Annotated in this window: 14 protein-coding genes and 1 tRNA gene; 10 read left to right on the top strand and 5 right to left on the bottom strand. The window is 50.4% G+C overall.

Going from position 1 to position 16,226, the window contains the following annotated elements:
• Positions 1-13: 13 nt before the first annotated feature.
• The gene (locus BMW93_RS20515) at positions 14-2,302 is read right to left on the bottom strand and encodes a bifunctional (p)ppGpp synthetase/guanosine-3',5'-bis(diphosphate) 3'-pyrophosphohydrolase (protein ID WP_090380619.1); all 2,289 of its coding nucleotides are present in this window, start codon (positions 2,300-2,302) and stop codon (positions 14-16) included.
• A gap of 169 nt (positions 2,303-2,471) precedes the next feature.
• Between BMW93_RS20515 and BMW93_RS20510 the strand changes: the two genes are divergently transcribed.
• Together BMW93_RS20510 and tig are read left to right on the top strand one after the other, a co-directional pair.
• A tRNA-Leu gene (locus BMW93_RS20510) sits at positions 2,472-2,553 on the top strand.
• Between the two features lie 167 nt (positions 2,554-2,720).
• Positions 2,721-4,073 (top strand): trigger factor, encoded by a 1,353-nt coding sequence (gene tig / locus BMW93_RS20505; protein ID WP_090380618.1) that lies wholly within the window; start codon positions 2,721-2,723, stop codon positions 4,071-4,073.
• Positions 4,074-4,170: 97 nt separating this feature from the next.
• Here the strand turns inward: tig and BMW93_RS20500 are convergent, their stop codons facing one another.
• The gene (locus tag BMW93_RS20500; protein ID WP_090380615.1) at positions 4,171-4,545 is read right to left on the bottom strand and encodes a helix-turn-helix domain-containing protein; all 375 of its coding nucleotides are present in this window, start codon (positions 4,543-4,545) and stop codon (positions 4,171-4,173) included.
• 249 nt (positions 4,546-4,794) lie between these two features.
• Here BMW93_RS20500 and BMW93_RS20495 point away from each other — a divergent pair, with 249 nt between their 5' ends.
• The 5 genes from BMW93_RS20495 to BMW93_RS20475 all read left to right on the top strand — a co-directional run bounded on the left by BMW93_RS20495 (position 4,795) and on the right by BMW93_RS20475 (position 9,962).
• Positions 4,795-5,469: a ClpP family protease gene (locus tag BMW93_RS20495; protein ID WP_090380613.1), complete on the top strand. Its 675-nt coding sequence runs from the start codon at positions 4,795-4,797 to the stop codon at positions 5,467-5,469.
• 244 nt (positions 5,470-5,713) lie between these two features.
• On the top strand, positions 5,714-6,958 hold the full coding sequence (gene clpX / locus BMW93_RS20490) for an ATP-dependent Clp protease ATP-binding subunit ClpX (RefSeq protein ID WP_090380610.1): 1,245 nt from the start codon (positions 5,714-5,716) through the stop codon (positions 6,956-6,958).
• A gap of 112 nt (positions 6,959-7,070) precedes the next feature.
• Positions 7,071-7,763, top strand: coding sequence for an SDR family NAD(P)-dependent oxidoreductase (locus BMW93_RS20485; RefSeq protein ID WP_090380607.1), 693 nt, complete (start codon positions 7,071-7,073; stop codon positions 7,761-7,763).
• A gap of 105 nt (positions 7,764-7,868) precedes the next feature.
• Positions 7,869-8,828, top strand: coding sequence for a 1-phosphofructokinase family hexose kinase (locus tag BMW93_RS20480; protein WP_090380604.1), 960 nt, complete (start codon positions 7,869-7,871; stop codon positions 8,826-8,828).
• Between the two features lie 72 nt (positions 8,829-8,900).
• Positions 8,901-9,962, top strand: coding sequence for a 6-bladed beta-propeller (locus tag BMW93_RS20475; protein ID WP_090380601.1), 1,062 nt, complete (start codon positions 8,901-8,903; stop codon positions 9,960-9,962).
• A 49-nt stretch (positions 9,963-10,011) separates the two neighbouring features.
• Here BMW93_RS20475 and BMW93_RS20470 read toward each other — a convergent pair whose 3' ends face one another.
• Positions 10,012-10,737, bottom strand: a complete 726-nt coding sequence (locus tag BMW93_RS20470) for a hypothetical protein (protein ID WP_090380816.1) — start codon at positions 10,735-10,737, stop codon at positions 10,012-10,014.
• 191 nt (positions 10,738-10,928) lie between these two features.
• Here BMW93_RS20470 and BMW93_RS20465 point away from each other — a divergent pair, with 191 nt between their 5' ends.
• Positions 10,929-13,259: a TonB-dependent receptor gene (locus BMW93_RS20465; protein ID WP_090380598.1), complete on the top strand. Its 2,331-nt coding sequence runs from the start codon at positions 10,929-10,931 to the stop codon at positions 13,257-13,259.
• An 81-nt stretch (positions 13,260-13,340) separates the two neighbouring features.
• Positions 13,341-13,895 (top strand): hypothetical protein, encoded by a 555-nt coding sequence (locus tag BMW93_RS20460; protein WP_090380595.1) that lies wholly within the window; start codon positions 13,341-13,343, stop codon positions 13,893-13,895.
• An 88-nt stretch (positions 13,896-13,983) separates the two neighbouring features.
• On the opposite strand, the gene BMW93_RS20455 is transcribed toward BMW93_RS20460, so the two are convergent.
• Positions 13,984-14,394 (bottom strand): Fur family transcriptional regulator, encoded by a 411-nt coding sequence (locus tag BMW93_RS20455; RefSeq protein WP_090380592.1) that lies wholly within the window; start codon positions 14,392-14,394, stop codon positions 13,984-13,986.
• A 191-nt stretch (positions 14,395-14,585) separates the two neighbouring features.
• On the opposite strand from BMW93_RS20455, the gene BMW93_RS20450 reads away from it, so the two are divergent.
• Positions 14,586-14,981 carry a MerC domain-containing protein gene (locus BMW93_RS20450; RefSeq protein ID WP_090380590.1) on the top strand — a complete coding sequence of 132 codons (396 nt, stop codon included), beginning with the start codon at positions 14,586-14,588 and terminating at the stop codon, positions 14,979-14,981.
• On the opposite strand, the gene BMW93_RS20445 is transcribed toward BMW93_RS20450, so the two are convergent.
• Positions 14,982-16,196 (bottom strand): serine hydrolase, encoded by a 1,215-nt coding sequence (locus BMW93_RS20445; protein ID WP_229240615.1) that lies wholly within the window; start codon positions 16,194-16,196, stop codon positions 14,982-14,984.
• Positions 16,197-16,226: the final 30 nt, after the last annotated feature.

Genomic DNA, 16,226 nt, shown 5'->3' with positions numbered 1-16,226 from the left:
TGGTTCAATATCCCTATTTGCCGTTCAGATTGGTATCGAAACGCTGGACATTGTACACCCCTTCGACCTGTTCCAGCTTGGCGATCAGGATGTCAAGGTGCCTGGTATCCTGCACGTAAAGTTTGATATCACCATTAAAAACACCGTCTTTGGTATCGATCGTCAGCCCGCGCATGTTAATGTGCAGCTCGTTCGAAATGATCCGCGTGACGTCGTTCACCAAACCCACGCGATCGGTACCCGACAAATAGAGTCCCGCGAGGAATGCCTCGTCCTTACCCGACCATTTGGCCTTGATAATGCGGTTGCCATGTTTCGACATCAGCTCGGCCGCATTCGGACAAGTGGTGCGGTGTATTTTAATTCCTTCATTGATCGTTACGAACCCGAAAACGTCGTCGCCCGCAATCGGGTTACAGCATTGCGCGAGTTTGTAGTCGATCTTGTCCAAATCGTCGCCGATAAGCAGCGTATCGCTGTCTGCCCGGTCGCCGTGAATTTGCTTTAAATATTTGGTAAGCGCCTTACCGTCGGTACCGGTGGCTGGGGCGGTGTTATTGGTTGCGCCGTTTTCCGCCGCTTTCTTCTCCTTCGCGTCGCGGTCGCGCTTGAAGCGTTTCAGGTCATCGATCGGAATGTAGCCTTTACCTATGCGGTAGAAAAAGTCGGTGGTGGTTTTGCATTCAAAAAACGCCCGGAGCTGGTTCATTACCTCCGCGGTAGCATCCATTCCGAGTATTTTGAGTTTTTTCTCTACCAACTGGCGACCATCGGTTTCGTACCGGCGGTTTTCCTCTTTCAAAAAGTCTTTGATCCGCGCCCTCGCTTTGGAGGTAACTACAATGCGCAGCCAGTCCTCATTGGGCTTTTGCTTGCTGGAAGTAATGATCTCGATCTGATCGCCATTGTTTAAAACATAGCTGATCGGCACGAGGATACCACCGACTTTGGCAGCCATACAATGCGCGCCTACTTCGGAGTGGATGTCGAATGCGAAGTCCAATGCGGTTGAACCGGCCTGCAACACTTTCAGCTCGCCTTTCGGGGTAAATACAAATACCTCTTCATTGAAAAGGTTGCTACGGAATTCGTCCAGGAATTCGATAGCGGCCGTTTTATCTCCAAAACCATTCTCCAGTGTCTCGCGCACCTGCGTGATCCATTGCTCAATATTGCCTTTAACCTTGGTATCATTTCCTTTGTACTTCCAGTGCGCCGCATACCCTTTCTCCGCGATCTCGTCCATGCGCGACGTGCGTATCTGCACCTCTACCCATTGCCCGCTCTTGCTCATTACCGTCGAGTGCAGCGACTGGTACCCATTTGCCCGCGGCGTGCTCAGGAAGTCCTTCAACCTGTCGGGGTTGGGTTTATAATGGTCGGTGACGATGGAATACGCCTGCCAGCAGATCGCCTTTTCACGGTCGCTTTCCGGCGGCGATTCGAGTACGATCCGGATCGCGAACAGGTCATATATTTCCTCAAAAGGCTTGTTCTGCTTCCGCATTTTGTTCCAGATCGAATAAATCGACTTGGGACGGCCTTTAAGGATAAAATTCAGCCCTGCCGATGCCAGATCCTGGGCGATAGGCTCCATAAACTTCGAAATGAAGCGGTCGCGGATATTTTTCGTCTCGCGCAGCTTCCTTGCGATAGCCCGGTATTCCAGGGGTTCGGTGTATTTCAAATAAAGCTCTTCGAGTTCCGACTTAATGCTGTACAACCCAAGCCGGTGCGCGAGCGGCGCGTAAATGAAGATCGTTTCGGAAGCGATTTTGAGCTGTTTGTCGCGCGGCATGCTGTCGAGCGTACGCATATTATGCAGGCGATCGGCGAGCTTGACGAGAATTACCCGCACGTCATCCGACAGCGTGAGCAGCATTTTCCGGAAGTTCTCGGCCTGCTGCGAGGAACCGTATTCGAACCGGCCTGAAATCTTGGTCAAACCGTCGATAATCTTGGCTACTTTCTTGCCAAACAACCGCTCAATATCGTCGATACCCATATCGGTATCCTCCACCACGTCGTGCAGCAGCGCCGCGACGATGCCGGTGGTACCGAGCCCGATCTCTTCGACCACAATCTGAGCCACCGCGAGGGGGTGGTAAATATATGGCTCTCCCGACCGGCGACGCATGTCCTTATGCGCATCTACGGAAGTATAAAAGGCTTTTTTGATTAATTTAGCATCATTATCCTTCAAAAAAGGTTTGGCTGTTCTTAAAAGCCGGCGGTATTTTTTGAGGATATCCTTACGCTCCTGTTCCAGGTCAATGTTGAGGGATTCAACCAGTTGCTCCACTGCTATATTCTAATTGGTATGCTTCACCAAAATAACAAATTTTAACGACATTTTTCAACATGGTTTTACCCAAAGATAAAATTTTGAAAATAATTTGCATGTTTTGGAAAAATAGAAATACCTTTGCACTCCCAATTCGACGATCGTGTTGAAAAACGGGAATAAGTGAGCGGGCGTGGCGGAACTGGTAGACGTGCTAGACTTAGGATCTAGTGCCGCAAGGCGTGGGGGTTCGATTCCCTCCGCCCGTACGAAATACAAGGGAATGACGGGGCGTCAGATTCCTCTTTTACCTGGGAAAATGAGTTGCTCCGTAGTATTGAAACCCGTCAAATGCCCTCAGGACTTCGTTTTGAGGGCATTTTTGTTTTTTTCTGTTCAAATGTAACAAAGGTATTTACCAATAGCTTAGCGACACATGGAAGTTTTGTTAGAAAAGAGTTCGCCGACCTTAGCCTCTCTGAAAATCACGTTGACCAAGGAAGATTATCAACCAAAAGTTGATAAAACGATCAAGGATTATTCGAAACGCGTGAACCTGAAAGGATTTCGTCCCGGCAAAGTACCATCCCATGTGATCCAGCGCATGTATGGTAAAAGCATTCTCGTTGACGAGGTGAACAACATCCTCAGCAATGCAGTGAGCAACTACATCCGCGAAAACAAATTGCAGGTAGTAGGTGATCCTGTACCCGATCGCGACAAAGCGGCGGAAGTGAACTGGGACACCCCAAGCTCATTCGAATTCAGCTATGAACTGGGTATTGCATCGGATTTCGAAGCAAACCTGAGCGAATTGCCCGCTGTTAAACGCTACACCATTAATGTAGACGATAACGAACTGACGAAAACTATCGACAGCCTTCGCGAGCGTTTCGCAGATAGCATTCACCCTGAGGTTAGCGAAGCAGGAGACATGGTTTTCGGCGAATTGAAACAAGAATCAACCGAATTCACCACTCGTACTGCCATCCCTACCAAGCAGGTAAAAGATGAAGCCGCTGCGAAGTTCATCGGTGTTAAAAAAGGTGATGTAGTCACTTTCGACATTCAAGATACATTTACCGACGAGTCGGCGATTGCTCACGTAACCGGTAAGAAGAAAGAAGATACCGCTGATCTTTCAGGCGAATATACCCTGACAGTAGAAGACGTAACACGCTCTGCACCAGCCGAGTTGACACAGGAGTTCTTCGACAAAGTATTAGGCCCTGGACAAGTTGAAAGCGAAGAGCAGTTCAACGAGAAGGTGCTTGAAATCATCAAAGGCAACTACGAGCGCGAAACAGAAGCATTGCTCCGTCGCGATATCGAGAACGCATTGCTGGATTCAATCTCCATCGAATTGCCTGAGGAATTCCTTAAAAACTGGTTGGAGCGCACCAACGAAGGCAAGTTTACCCGCGAGCAAATCGACGAGCAGTTCGGCGATTTCGCAAAATCCCTGAAACTGAGCCTGATCAAAAACAAGATCGCTGATAAATCGGAAGTAAAGGTAGAATATCCTGAAATCCTGGCATTCACCCGTGAAATGGTGAAAGGACAATTCGGTATCTACGGCGACGACGAATCGATGCGTGAAACAATCGACCGCGTGGCACAAGGCTACCTTGCCGACAAAGAACGGGACAACTATACGAGCGTGTTCAACCAGGTGTTTGACAACAAGGTTCTGGAAGTAATCCGCGGCCAAGTAAGCACCGACGAGCAGACGGTAGAAGTATCAGAATTCGAAAAACTGGCGAAAGGCGAAGTTGAAGCCGAAGCTTAGTTTTCAGAAGATACAAAAGGCAAAGAGCAATATAAAAAGCATTTTTTTTCACCGTCCCACGCCTGGCGTGGGCGGTGTTTTTTATTTTAATGCAATTCTAAAAACCAATGCGCGGGCGCTCCTCTCCTATTTGTCTGATAATTCCGTCACCGAACAACTGACGAAACTTCATTTTCCATTGGTCCAGCTCATTTTGCAACCGGCGGTTCTCAGCCATAATGCGGGTATTCTCCTGCCGAAGCCATTCGGTTTCCGACATCGATATGTCAATGCCCAGCAGTTCGGGCAGCGGCACGTCGAGCAGTTTGGCTACATTTTCAAGCCTTGAAACGGAAAGCTCCGTCCGCCCGCGTTCGATATCGCCATAGGCTGTCGTCGATAACCCGAGCATGTCTGCCATATTTTCCTGCGACAGGCCTTTTTGCAGTCTTATCTGCCGTATTTTCTCTGATAAATTGGATGTCACGTTCATAATGTCCGGTTATTAAGCGTGGTATAACGTTTTTATGCTGCAATCTAGTCATTGAACAGGGCTGATGACTGTCGCTTTTTTCGATAATTTATCGCCGAAATTGACAAGGATAATTCGGTGAAATAGTCAAATTTGTGCCATGCAACCGGGAAACCTGCGGCGATATAAATAGAAACTAAGCTATATTGCTTTTTGTTCTCGAACTCAGTTGCCCTTTAACTATTGATAAATTAAAAATTAATTTTTTCGATGAATCACGGAAATGAATTTAGAAAATATGCCGTTCACCACCTGGGAATGAATGGTCTGACCGTAGACGGTTACATGAACCACACTGTTGAAAACATGACCCGTTCGGTAATCGAGGAACGCCCTATGAACTTCCGCGAGGTCGACGTGTTCTCCCGTCTGATGGCCGACCGCATTATTTTTATGGGCACAGGCGTGGACGACAATATCGCCAACATTATTGTAGCGCAGCTACTCTTCCTCGAATCAGCAGATCCTAAGAAGGACATCCTGATGTATATCAACAGCCCCGGCGGTTCGGTTTACGCCGGCTTGGGTATTTACGATACTATGCAATATGTTCGTCCGGACGTAGCGACCGTATGTACCAGCCTCGCGGCCTCTATGGGCGCGGTGTTGCTCGCAGGCGGCGCGGCAGGCAAGCGCTCGGCGCTCCCGCACGCACGTGTGATGATCCACCAGCCATCCGGCGGCGCGCAGGGAACTTCGGTTGATATCGAAATCACCACCCGCGAAATCGTGAAACTCCGTCATGAACTGTATGAAATCCTTGCACAGCACACTGGCCAGACTCCCGAGCAAATCGCATTGGACTCCGACCGTGACAAATGGTTGAAAGCATTGGAAGCAAAAGAATACGGCTTGATCGACGAGGTTTTGACCCGCGAAAAATAAGTTGAACAACCTTTCAAATACCGCCCCGGCAGCCTGGCTGTCGGGGCGTTTTTAGTATATGGCCTATGCTTAATTTGGTAACCCGGTCAAAAAACCGGAAATTTGCAAAAAAGATAACCGCTAATTGTCAATTGAAAGGAAGATTTGAAACATTACATTCTGTCTTCTTGTTAACCTGAATTGACATGCATGTTTAGAACGGCCGCAAGCCGGAAACATTCACCAAACTGCTAAAATCGAATCAATGGCACAAGTAAGTTGTTCGTTCTGCGGACGTAAAAAAAGCGAAGTAGATTTGCTTCTATCCGGGATTGACGCTCACATTTGTAACCACTGTATTGCCCAGGGGCACCAGGTAGTTACCGAAGAGCTGGGACCGAAGGAGGATAAGAAAGAGAAGAAATCGAAGCTTCCGAAACTGAAACCCATTCCTCCTGCTGATATCAAGCATTTCCTCGAACAATATGTCATAGGCCAGGACGAAGCGAAACGCTCGCTGGCAGTGGCAGTATATAACCACTACAAACGTCTGAACCAGCCCAGCTCCGAGGACGACGTTGTGATCGAGAAGTCCAACATTATCATGGTAGGCGAAACCGGTACCGGTAAAACCTATCTTGCGAAATCCATCGCACGCATTCTGCAAGTTCCATTCTGCGTCGCGGATGCCACGGTTGTTACCGAAGCCGGTTATGTGGGTGAAGATGTGGAAACCATTTTAACGCGTCTGCTCCAAGCTGCGGATTACAATGTGGAAGCGGCAGAACGCGGTATCGTTTACATTGACGAGATCGACAAGATCGCCCGCAAGTCTGACAACCCTTCCATTACCCGTGACGTGAGCGGCGAAGGTGTGCAGCAGGCATTGCTGAAATTGCTGGAAGGATCGATCGTGAACGTTCCGCCGCAAGGAGGCCGCAAGCACCCCGATCAAAAGATGATTTCACTCAATACCGAAAACATCCTCTTCATCTGCGGCGGTGCATTCGACGGCATTGAGCGCCACATCGGAAAGCGTATTAATACGCGCCCGATCGGTTTCAATGGCGATAACCGCATTATCGAGATATTTGATAAAGGAAACCTGATGCGCTACGTGACGGCTATGGACCTTAAATCATTCGGGCTAATTCCTGAATTGATCGGCCGCTTACCCGTGCTCACGCATTTGAACCCGCTCGACCGCGAGACTTTGCGCCGCATTCTCACCGAGCCTAAAAATGCATTGGTAAAACAGTACGCCAAACTTTTCGCGATGGAAGGCATTACCCTGCATTTCGAAGACGCGGTGCTCGACTACATCGTAGACCAGGCAATGATCTACAAGCTCGGAGCCCGCGGTTTGCGCGCGATCTGCGAATCGATCATGACCGACGCGATGTTCGACCTGCCTTCGCAAAAAGACGTGAAAGAATTCACACTATCGCTCGACTACGCGAAAGATAAATTCGAAAAATCTTCGATGGCGTTGCTCCGCTCAGTGGCCTAGCAATCATTACATTAGCATATTTACAAGCGCCCTGCCTCTTTCAAAGACGCAGGGCGCTTCTTTTTTCATGCCAATAATCCTACTTTTACGTAGAAACACTATATTATTTTTAATGGAAACCTGGCTCATAAATAAATCGATCGTCGTTATCGGAGGAACCACCGGCGCGGGGCTGTCCGCGGCACAAGCCTTTGTCCGAAACGGCGCGAATGTGGTGGTAGTGGGGCGCAACCCTGAAAGCTGCCTGATGGCAGAACTGAACCTGGGAGGCAATGCGAGGGCTAAACAAGGTGACGCAACGCAGCCTCAAACGGCGTTGGACGCAATCCAGCTCTGCATACGGGAATTCGGAAGTTTCGACGCTTTATACCACGCGCCGGAAGACCACGAGGAGCCTGCGACCGATGGCCCGTTGCACAACCTGGGTCTCGAAAGCTGGCGCAAAACGCTGGACCAGAACCTTACTTCCTTAATGCTCTCCAACCAGGCGGCAGTAAGGACCTTCATGGGAATGAATAAAGGCGGGTCTATTCTTAACCTGAGCCCGGAAATCGCCTCGGCGGAAAATAACCTCGCTACCCATGCCCGTGCGACCTCCAAAGCGGCTGTAATAGGTTTTTCCAAATCCATTGCGGCAGCCTATTCCGGCCATGATATCCGTATCAATGTCATTGCCACCGACACTGCTATGCCCGCTGATATTGACGGCGCAGCGGTGTACCTGATGTCGGATCACGCCCGGTTCACCAACGGACAAGTGCTCGTAGTCGACGGCGGCCGGAGTGTGCTGGAAGAGCAATATTAGCCGCCGTTCCAAACGGTTGTGCTGTGAAGAAATTGCTATCAACGCAGAGAGAATCGCTTTTTTTCTTTTATTCGCGTAAAATAGTTCACCAGACACCGTACTCCTATGGCTACCGGACCGATTGTAACCCTTACAATAAATCCCGCGCTCGACAAAAGCTCCAATGTACCGCGCATCGTACCCGACAACAAACTGCGTTGCGACGCGCCCAATTTTGAGGCGGGCGGAGGCGGTATCAACGTAGCCAAGGCCATTCACAGGCTGGGAGGAAACCCTATCGCTATTTTTACCGTAGGTGGGCCGACAGGCCAGCGTTTGCATAAGCTCGTGAAAAGCGAGGGCGTGGAAACCATGGTGATCGAAACCAAACAATGGACGCGCGAAAACTTTCACGTGCTCGAAACAAGTACCGGTTTCCAGTACCGCTTCGGAATGCCCGGCACCGAAATGATGCCGACCGAAGTACGCTCCATCCTTGAAACGATGGAGGAACTCGACCCAAAACCTTCCTACATTATCGCCAGCGGCAGCCTTCCGCCGGGCGTACCCTCCGATTTTTACGGACAAATCGCTAAAATAGCCCACAACCAGGGCGCACGCTTCATTGCCGATACATCGGGCGATGCATTACGTTACGCCACCGAAGCGGGTGTATATCTTTTAAAACCCAACATTACCGAGCTCAGCGAACTTGTCGGGGTCGATAAACTGGAAATGGACGAGGTCGACGACGCGGCGCGCGCACTCATCATACGCGGGCAATGCGAGATCGTGATCGTATCCATGGGTGCCATGGGCGCAATGCTCGTCACCGAAGATCAGGTAGAACATATTCCCGCCCCGCCTGTGCAACCGAAAAGCACCGTAGGCGCCGGCGACAGCATGCTGGCCGGCATCATCTGGACATTGTCACAAGGCAAATCCTACCGCGAGGCCGTGCGAATGGGTGTTGCATGTGGTACCGCCGCCACGATGAATTCTGGTAGTGAGCTGTTTAGGATGCAGGATGTAAACCGCCTGCTCGATTGGCTGAACCGTTACGGAAAACGCTATTCTGCCAGTTGATCAAAACTATGTATGAACATATAGTAAGAAATAAGCGGTGCAGTCTTTTTTAAAAAATTAAAGAGATTCGTCATGTCCGATACACATTCCCGCCGTCAGTTTGCTAAAATTACCGCAGCCACTGCCGCCGCCCTTACTTTCAAGCCGTTCTACATCCTTCACGCCAAACCTAAGGTCGATGGCGAAGTGATTGGTCATGGTACCCACCGCTACAAGGTGCACCAGGGCTGGGGAAATCTCGACGCTTCGCAGTTTCCTGTCAACAACTGCCACGAAATGGTACAGGATAGCAAAGGCAGGCTTATTATGGTGGGTGATGAGGTCAAAAACAATATCCTGATCTACGATCGCTCAGGTAAGCTGCTTGAAAGCTGGGGACACGAATTTCCGGGCGGGCACGGGCTTACATTATGGAATGCGAACGGTGAAGAATTTCTGTTCATCAGTGATCCGAACATCGGCAAAGTTTTCAAGACCGATTTAAAAGGTAAAATCCTGCTCACCATCGAACATCCGTCGAAAGTAGGTGCTTATAAAGAAGCAGACCCATTCAAACCGACTGAAACTGCCATCGGACCGGACGGTACCATTTACATTGCCGACGGATACGGCTCGCAGTGGATTTTGAGATACACGCCAAAAGGCGAGTTCATCGATAAATTCGGCGGCTCCGGCGATGGCGATGCGCAGTTCTCGACCGCCCACGGCATCGCGATCGATTACCGCGACAAAGCCAATCCAACACTGATCGTTACCTCGCGTGCGCACAATGCATTCAAGAAACTCACTTTGGATGGAAAGTACCTGAGCACCATTTTCCTTCCCGGGGCATTCGTTTGCCGCCCGGTTTTCAAGGAGGATACACTTTACGCGGGCGTATGCTGGTCGCGCCTGCGCTACCTGAACCAGACGCCGAATTCCGGTTTCGTAACGATTATAGATAAATCCAATAAAGTGATTTCAAACCCCGGCGGTACCAAACCGGAATACCGGAACGGCGAATTGCAGCTGATGATCCAGGAGAAACCGATATTCATGCATTGCCACGATGTGTGCGTCGATAACGACCACAACATTTACGTGTGCCAGTGGAATGCGAAAAAAACCTATCCGGTGAAGCTGGAAAGGGTTTAAGCAAAACATCAGATTTTACTCAAACACCATACCTGATCCGCTGGCCCTGCTAGCGGATCAGTTTTATTGTAACCCCATTCACTACCATGGTTGACACGGTCAGAATGCCGTATGCCACGCCGATAGGCATTTGGGGCACCAACCACGCCACACCTATCAGGAAAGCGACGAACCCATAACCCGCCAGCAACAGGCCATACAAAATCCGTATCGCCGCGTCGGAGCCTTGCTGCGAATGCGTAAAAACCGCCAATGTGGAAGTCATGATCGGAAATGGCGTCAGTATTCCGCTCCAAGTCGGGCCGAGGTGATCGGCGGCTTGCGTGAGGGCGACTACGAACAATGTCGCTACCAGCATTCTTAATGGAATATCCCAGGAAGGCTGTTTCTTGAAATCGGCTTTTGTTTTGGGTTTTGGGAAAAAATATAAAACCAGCGTTAGCACCACCAGATTGATCCCTACCCCGGCAGCAAGCGAAATATCCCGCCCTAACGCCAGCAACGCAACCACAAAAAACGCCGCATAACTGATCAGCACAGTCGGAAACCAGCGCAGCCGCGCGGAAAGCGACGCATAAATCAATGCAAAGAGCATGGTACCTACCGACCCGAGCAATGCAGACGGGATCGTGGAGGCCGCGAATGCAGCGCCGTGCTCCAGTGCGATAAAGAAGGAGATCGGGCCCGCTACCCACGGAAACCCGCCGATCCAGCCGCCGAGCCCCTCACCCCATTTACGGACGGCCATCGTTACCCCGGCAATGAGCGGGGGCATCAGCATGATTTTGGTTAAAAGAAGGTCGGACAAGGATTAATGCGGCAAAATGGAGCACAAATTTACATTTAAGGACCTAATCCGCTGAAAATTTGAGAAAATACTTCCGGAATTTAATTGCAACACAGTTGCAATCATCTTATTTTTGCAACGTTGTAACAAAAAGAAAGACCCACTCGCTCCCGGCACAGATGTTATTCGTCAGAAATTCACTCCTTACCTTCCTCCTCGCACTTTCCTGGATCGCCGCCATAGGCCAGCAACCGGCGTGCGAATGCTTTGTGAAGGGCGTCGTGAAAGACCGGCACACCGGCCAGCCGATCATCGGGGCTACCGTGCTGATCGTCGGCCAGAGCAATGGTGTCTTCACCGATGAAAATGGCCGTTACGAGCTCCGGAATCTTTGTCCAGGCAACTACACGCTTGAATGCCGCATTATCGGTTACAGTCCATTTCAGCAAAAAATAGATTTGACGGCAGGACACGAAGAAAACTTCAACCTGCTCGAACAGGAAGTGCATTTGAAAGACGTCGAGATTACCGCGCACCGCACCGATGCACCATCCTCGCAGCCGTTAACCACCATTTCGGGGGCAGATTTAGATAAAACACGTGGGCAGACCTTGGGCGAAAGTCTGAAAGGCGTGACGGGCGTTACCACCCTGCAAACCGGTTCTTCTATTGCGAAACCCGTCATTCACGGCCTGCACAGCAACCGCGTGCTGATCATGAACAACGGTATTCGTCAGGAGGGCCAGCAATGGGGCTCCGAGCATGCACCGGAGATCGATCCGTTCATTGCTACGCGAATATCGGTTGTAAAAGGCGCCGCAGGAGTGCGCTATGGCTCGGATGCGATCGGCGGGGTGATCCTCGTGGAACCGGAAGAGTTGCCGGTGGACAGACCGATCACGGGCGAGCTGAATGCGGTGGGCTTTTCCAATGGCAGGCAGGGCGTAATGTCCGGTACCGTGCAGGGTGGCCTGAACTTTGTGAAAGGCTTCGGCTGGCGCGCACAGGGCACCATTAAGCGCGGCGGGAATATCCGCACACCCAATTATTTCCTGGGCAATACCGGGATCAGTGAAAACAACTTCTCCCTCGCGGCAGGCTACCGTCGCAAAGGCCTGGGGATCGATGTGTTTTACAGCCGGTTCGACACGCAAATAGGCATTTTCTCCGGCTCACATATTGGTAGCGTTACTGATTTACTCAACGTGATAAAGAATGGCGAGCCGTTTGTCAAATCCGGGTTCAGCTATGCCATTAACCGGCCTAATCAGAATGCGACGCACGAACTGCTCAAAGCTGAAACGCATTACCATTTCAACGATGGCAACCGGCTGCAATGGACGATCGCGCGGCAGTACAACAACCGCAACGAGTTCGACCTGCACCGTCCGCGCAACGACAGTATAGCGGCGCTTAACCATCCCGAACTTACATTCAAACTCACTTCATTGACAAACGACGTGGTCTGGGACCACAAACCCATTGCCGGAAAAATCAGCGGGCAGGTTGGTGTAAGCACATTATATCAATACAACCTCATGAGCGGCCGCCCGCTGATCCCGAATTTCAACCAGTTCAATATCGGGCTGTTCTGGATCGAGCGGTATGTGACGAGCAAATGGGAACTGGAAGCCGGCCTGCACTATGATTACCGGACGCTGAAAACCTACCGGATCGTGAACCGCGAGAAAATCGCCGACCATTTCGATTTCGGCAACTTTTCGGGAACCGCGGGTGCTACCCGCAACTTTTCCGAGCGTTTCTCCGCGCGTGTGAACCTGGGTACTGCCTGGCGCGCGCCTAATGTGAGCGAGCTGTTCAGCGACGGCGTGCACCATGGCGCGGCCGCGTACGAAAAAGGCGATGCCACATTGCAGCCTGAGAAAGCGTTGAATTCCATTGCCAGCGTCAAATATGCCGCGCCCGGATGGAGCGTGGAGGTAGGTGGCTATTACAATTACATTTTTGATTTTATATATCTAAAACCACAACCCGAGCCCATTTTGACCATCCGTGGCGCATTTCCCTACTTTAAATACACCCAAACCGACGCTTCTTTCAAAGGCATCGACATTTCGGGGAGCTGGGAGTTTGTGAAGCGCACCACTATTTCGAGCAAGCTCACATACCTGCGCGTGTACGACGAGCGCAACGACGGTTACCTCGTGATGATACCGCCAAACCGGTTGGATAATGCACTGAAATACCAGCTCGCCGACCGTGGCAAGTGGAAGGACGGGTTTATTTCAATTGGTAACCTCTTGGTGGCTGAACAAAAACGCGTACCGCCGAACAGCGACTTCCTGACGCCGCCGAAAGCCTATTCGCTGTGGAGCCTCCAAGCCGGTACTACGCTGAAAGTTTCGGAAAAGCAGCAGCTGGAAATCGGTATCAATGTGCAGAACCTGTTCAATACGGTTTACCGCGATTACCTGAACCGCTTCCGCTACTACGCCGACGATATGGGCCGTAATGCGTCGCTCCGCCTCAAATGGAAGTTTGGCGCTTAACGAAGCCCGGCTTAGCGAAGCCCGGCTTAACGAAGCCCTGCCTGAATATGAATTTTAATGCAATACTTAAACCTATTACGTATGAAAATGAACCGTAAGCTGACCTGGATGCTGCTCGCCGCAATGACAATGGCCTTTGTGCAATGTAAAGATTCGGGCGACGAAGTGGAGCCCGACGACGAGAATGAGCTGATCACCTCCGTGACATTGAAATTCACCGAGCAAGGCACGTCCAATGTGAGCACCTTTTCCTACAAGGATCCCGACGGCGACGGTGGCAATGCACCCACCAAATTCGATACCATTTCGCTGAAACCGAACACGACTTATACATTGGCCATTGAGCTGCTCGACGAGAGCAAGTCTCCCGTGGACGATATTACCAAGGAAGTGGAAGAAGAGTCTTACGAGCACCTTTTTGTGTACACTCCCACCCCGGCGGCTTTGCTGACGTACACTTACGGAGATAAGGACAAAAACAATTATCCGATCGGCCTGACAGGCTCGGCGAAAACCGGTGCAGTGGGCGACGGGAAGCTGAAAGTACAGCTACGCCACCAGCCCGGAGCGAAAAACGGCACGCCAACGCCCGGTAGCGACGATGTGAATCTGGATTTTATATTGAAAGTGAAGTAAACCAAATGTGATCAGGCTGTCGCCCTGAGCGGAGTCGAAGGGCAAATGCGTGATGCAAATGCCCTTCGACTCCGCTCAGGGCGACAGCTTAGTTGCATTTGGGGCAAACGCCCTGTATCAGCAGATTGAAATGCTCGGGATGGTAACCGTCCGGCAGTTGTACAGCCGGAATGTGCAGGTTTTCGAGGCAATTGGTTTCACCGCATGCGCTGCATTTGAAATGGATATGGTCGTGCTGGTGTTTTTCTTCCGAACAACTGTGCGAACATAATGCGTAACGCAGGCCCTCGTCGTCGAGTACCTTGTGTATAATGCCTTTTTCGAGGAACGTTTTGAGAGTCCTGTATATGGTTACACGGTCGTAATTCTCTCCTAGCTCCCCTTCCAGATCCCCGTGCGATAATGCGTTTTTGCGATTGATAAATGTTGAAAGCACGTCTTCCCGGCACGTGGTCGTCCGCAGATGATGTACTTTCAGCGTTTCTCTTAACTGGTCCATTGTTTCCAACAGTTTGATAATTCCTCCCTTCTAAAACCTTTCCCGTCAAAGTTAAGTTCTAACCGGTTCAAATTCCAAGGATTCCGATTACACTTTCATGGATTGGTCAACCGCTGCCTAAAAATATTCTGCAACCCCGTTGCAAGTTCGAACCGATGGTGTTATTTTTGCAACATTATTGTATGTAGGAAATGAAAGCAGTACACTCACATGGCAGGGCCGATTACATTGGGATCTTAGGGTCCGTGTTGTGCATTATCCATTGCATACTGGTTCCCGCATTGGCGCTCGGCTCGTCGGTAGCGACGCATAATCATGCGCATATCGGCCTCATTTCGCTGGATTACCTGTTTATCCTCATCAATGGCATTGCCGTTTACTATGCCACCCGCGACCACCGCTCGCTCGGTATTCGCATCCTGCTTTGGGGCGCATTGGCCATTTTCTCCATTTCGTTGATTTTTGAAGGCCGTCATCAGGTCTTCGCCTGGCTGGGTTACGTAGGCTCGGGATTGCTGATCGTCGGCCACCTCATTAACCTCTACATTTGCCAGATCGCGCCGCGGTTGAAGTTCAGGACACGCTGATCACTTATCATATTCCACTTCAAAACGACTTAAATCGGGACGGTTCGGACGTTTGCGGTCGAGTTCGTATTCAAAGATCGTTTTCCCCAGATTGGCCATGAAAGGAAAGCCTACCGTGTCGTAGTCATATTTATTATCGTTGAAGACGCCGTCTGCATTGCAGTAGATCACGGCCGTTACCATAAACTCGATCCCTTTTTCAAAATCGGCCACATAGGCATTGTCGAGCAGGAAGCCGTATGCATCGCCGCATTTGTTGAAAAGCCGGATATGACGCGGTAGCCTCGTTTTAGTAGCCCCGAAGAGCAGGAATTTCACAAAACCATCGTAATAATCATCGGTATAGCTCGCCGGAAAGCTCGTTTCGACCGGAAATTGCGACATATACTGGTACATGAACCGGTAATCATCCTCGGTGAGGTTGAAACGCTGCGATGCCGGCACCTGGTCGGGAAAGAAGAGCGTTTTCAACAGGCGATGCTGTTCTTCCAGCGGGAAGAAATTCTTTTTGGTAAAATCGAACGGCTCGTTCACCAGTGCACCGTCTTTCATGTAACCCTGACCTAACAGAATCGGCCCCGGTGCATTAAATTCCTTCTCATCATACTTCGCCGGCTGCTCGAAAACGATCTTGCCATCCTTTTCAAACCGGATCGGATTTGTATAACGATTATTCTCCGGCCCGATCGGCGAATCGAGGCGATGGAGAATGCGGGAATCTTTAAAACCTTTCCTGTGCAGGCTGTCGTTGAATTCCTCCTGCCCTATAAACTCATACAGCCTGTTGAATGCATCGTTGTCACTTGCCAGCAATATCTTCTTGGCATAATGCGCGACCGACGGCAGACCATCTTCGGAACTCGTATCCGCCTTCACGGCTGTTTGCTCCGGCCTTACTGCGTCCGTAAACATCGGTGTGTACTTGTCGATGCCCAGCTTGTTCAGCTTTTCAAATGCGAGGGCTACTGCCGGTAGCTTAACCGTGCTCGCCGGATAAAAATATTCGCCGGTATTTACCCGGTAAGCATGCGTAGTAAAGTGCGGAATGTTGTTTTTATTCCTGTCGATCTTCGTATACAGGACTTGCACCTTGTATTTTTCAGGATTTTGCAGGATCGCCGAGAAGCGCTCGGGGTGCTTTTTTAATAGTTTTTCAATGAAATTATCCGCGTTGTACTGAGCGTGAATTGGCAGGGCTGCCAGCTGTAAAGACAAGAGAAGCAACAGTTTATAATGTCTGAAAAA

Source organism: Dyadobacter sp. SG02 (genome assembly GCF_900109045.1).
Classification (GTDB): Bacteria; Bacteroidota; Bacteroidia; order Cytophagales; family Spirosomataceae; genus Dyadobacter.
Note: the sequence above shows the minus strand (reverse complement) of the source record. Positions and strands in the feature narration are given on the sequence as shown.

Bases quoted from the DNA above. Each gene is read 5' to 3' on its own strand.
- tig (WP_090380618.1), top strand. From the start codon at position 2,721: ATGGAAGTTTTGTTAGAAAAGAGTTCGCCGACCTTAGCCTCTCTGAAA.
- BMW93_RS20500 (WP_090380615.1), bottom strand. From the start codon at position 4,545: ATGAACGTGACATCCAATTTATCAGAGAAAATACGGCAGATAAGACTG.
- BMW93_RS20495 (WP_090380613.1), top strand. From the start codon at position 4,795: ATGAATCACGGAAATGAATTTAGAAAATATGCCGTTCACCACCTGGGA.
- clpX (WP_090380610.1), top strand. From the start codon at position 5,714: ATGGCACAAGTAAGTTGTTCGTTCTGCGGACGTAAAAAAAGCGAAGTA.
- BMW93_RS20485 (WP_090380607.1), top strand. From the start codon at position 7,071: ATGGAAACCTGGCTCATAAATAAATCGATCGTCGTTATCGGAGGAACC.
- BMW93_RS20480 (WP_090380604.1), top strand. From the start codon at position 7,869: ATGGCTACCGGACCGATTGTAACCCTTACAATAAATCCCGCGCTCGAC.
- BMW93_RS20475 (WP_090380601.1), top strand. From the start codon at position 8,901: ATGTCCGATACACATTCCCGCCGTCAGTTTGCTAAAATTACCGCAGCC.
- BMW93_RS20470 (WP_090380816.1), bottom strand. From the start codon at position 10,737: ATGCCCCCGCTCATTGCCGGGGTAACGATGGCCGTCCGTAAATGGGGT.
- BMW93_RS20465 (WP_090380598.1), top strand. From the start codon at position 10,929: ATGTTATTCGTCAGAAATTCACTCCTTACCTTCCTCCTCGCACTTTCC.
- BMW93_RS20460 (WP_090380595.1), top strand. From the start codon at position 13,341: ATGAAAATGAACCGTAAGCTGACCTGGATGCTGCTCGCCGCAATGACA.
- BMW93_RS20455 (WP_090380592.1), bottom strand. From the start codon at position 14,394: ATGGACCAGTTAAGAGAAACGCTGAAAGTACATCATCTGCGGACGACC.
- BMW93_RS20450 (WP_090380590.1), top strand. From the start codon at position 14,586: ATGAAAGCAGTACACTCACATGGCAGGGCCGATTACATTGGGATCTTA.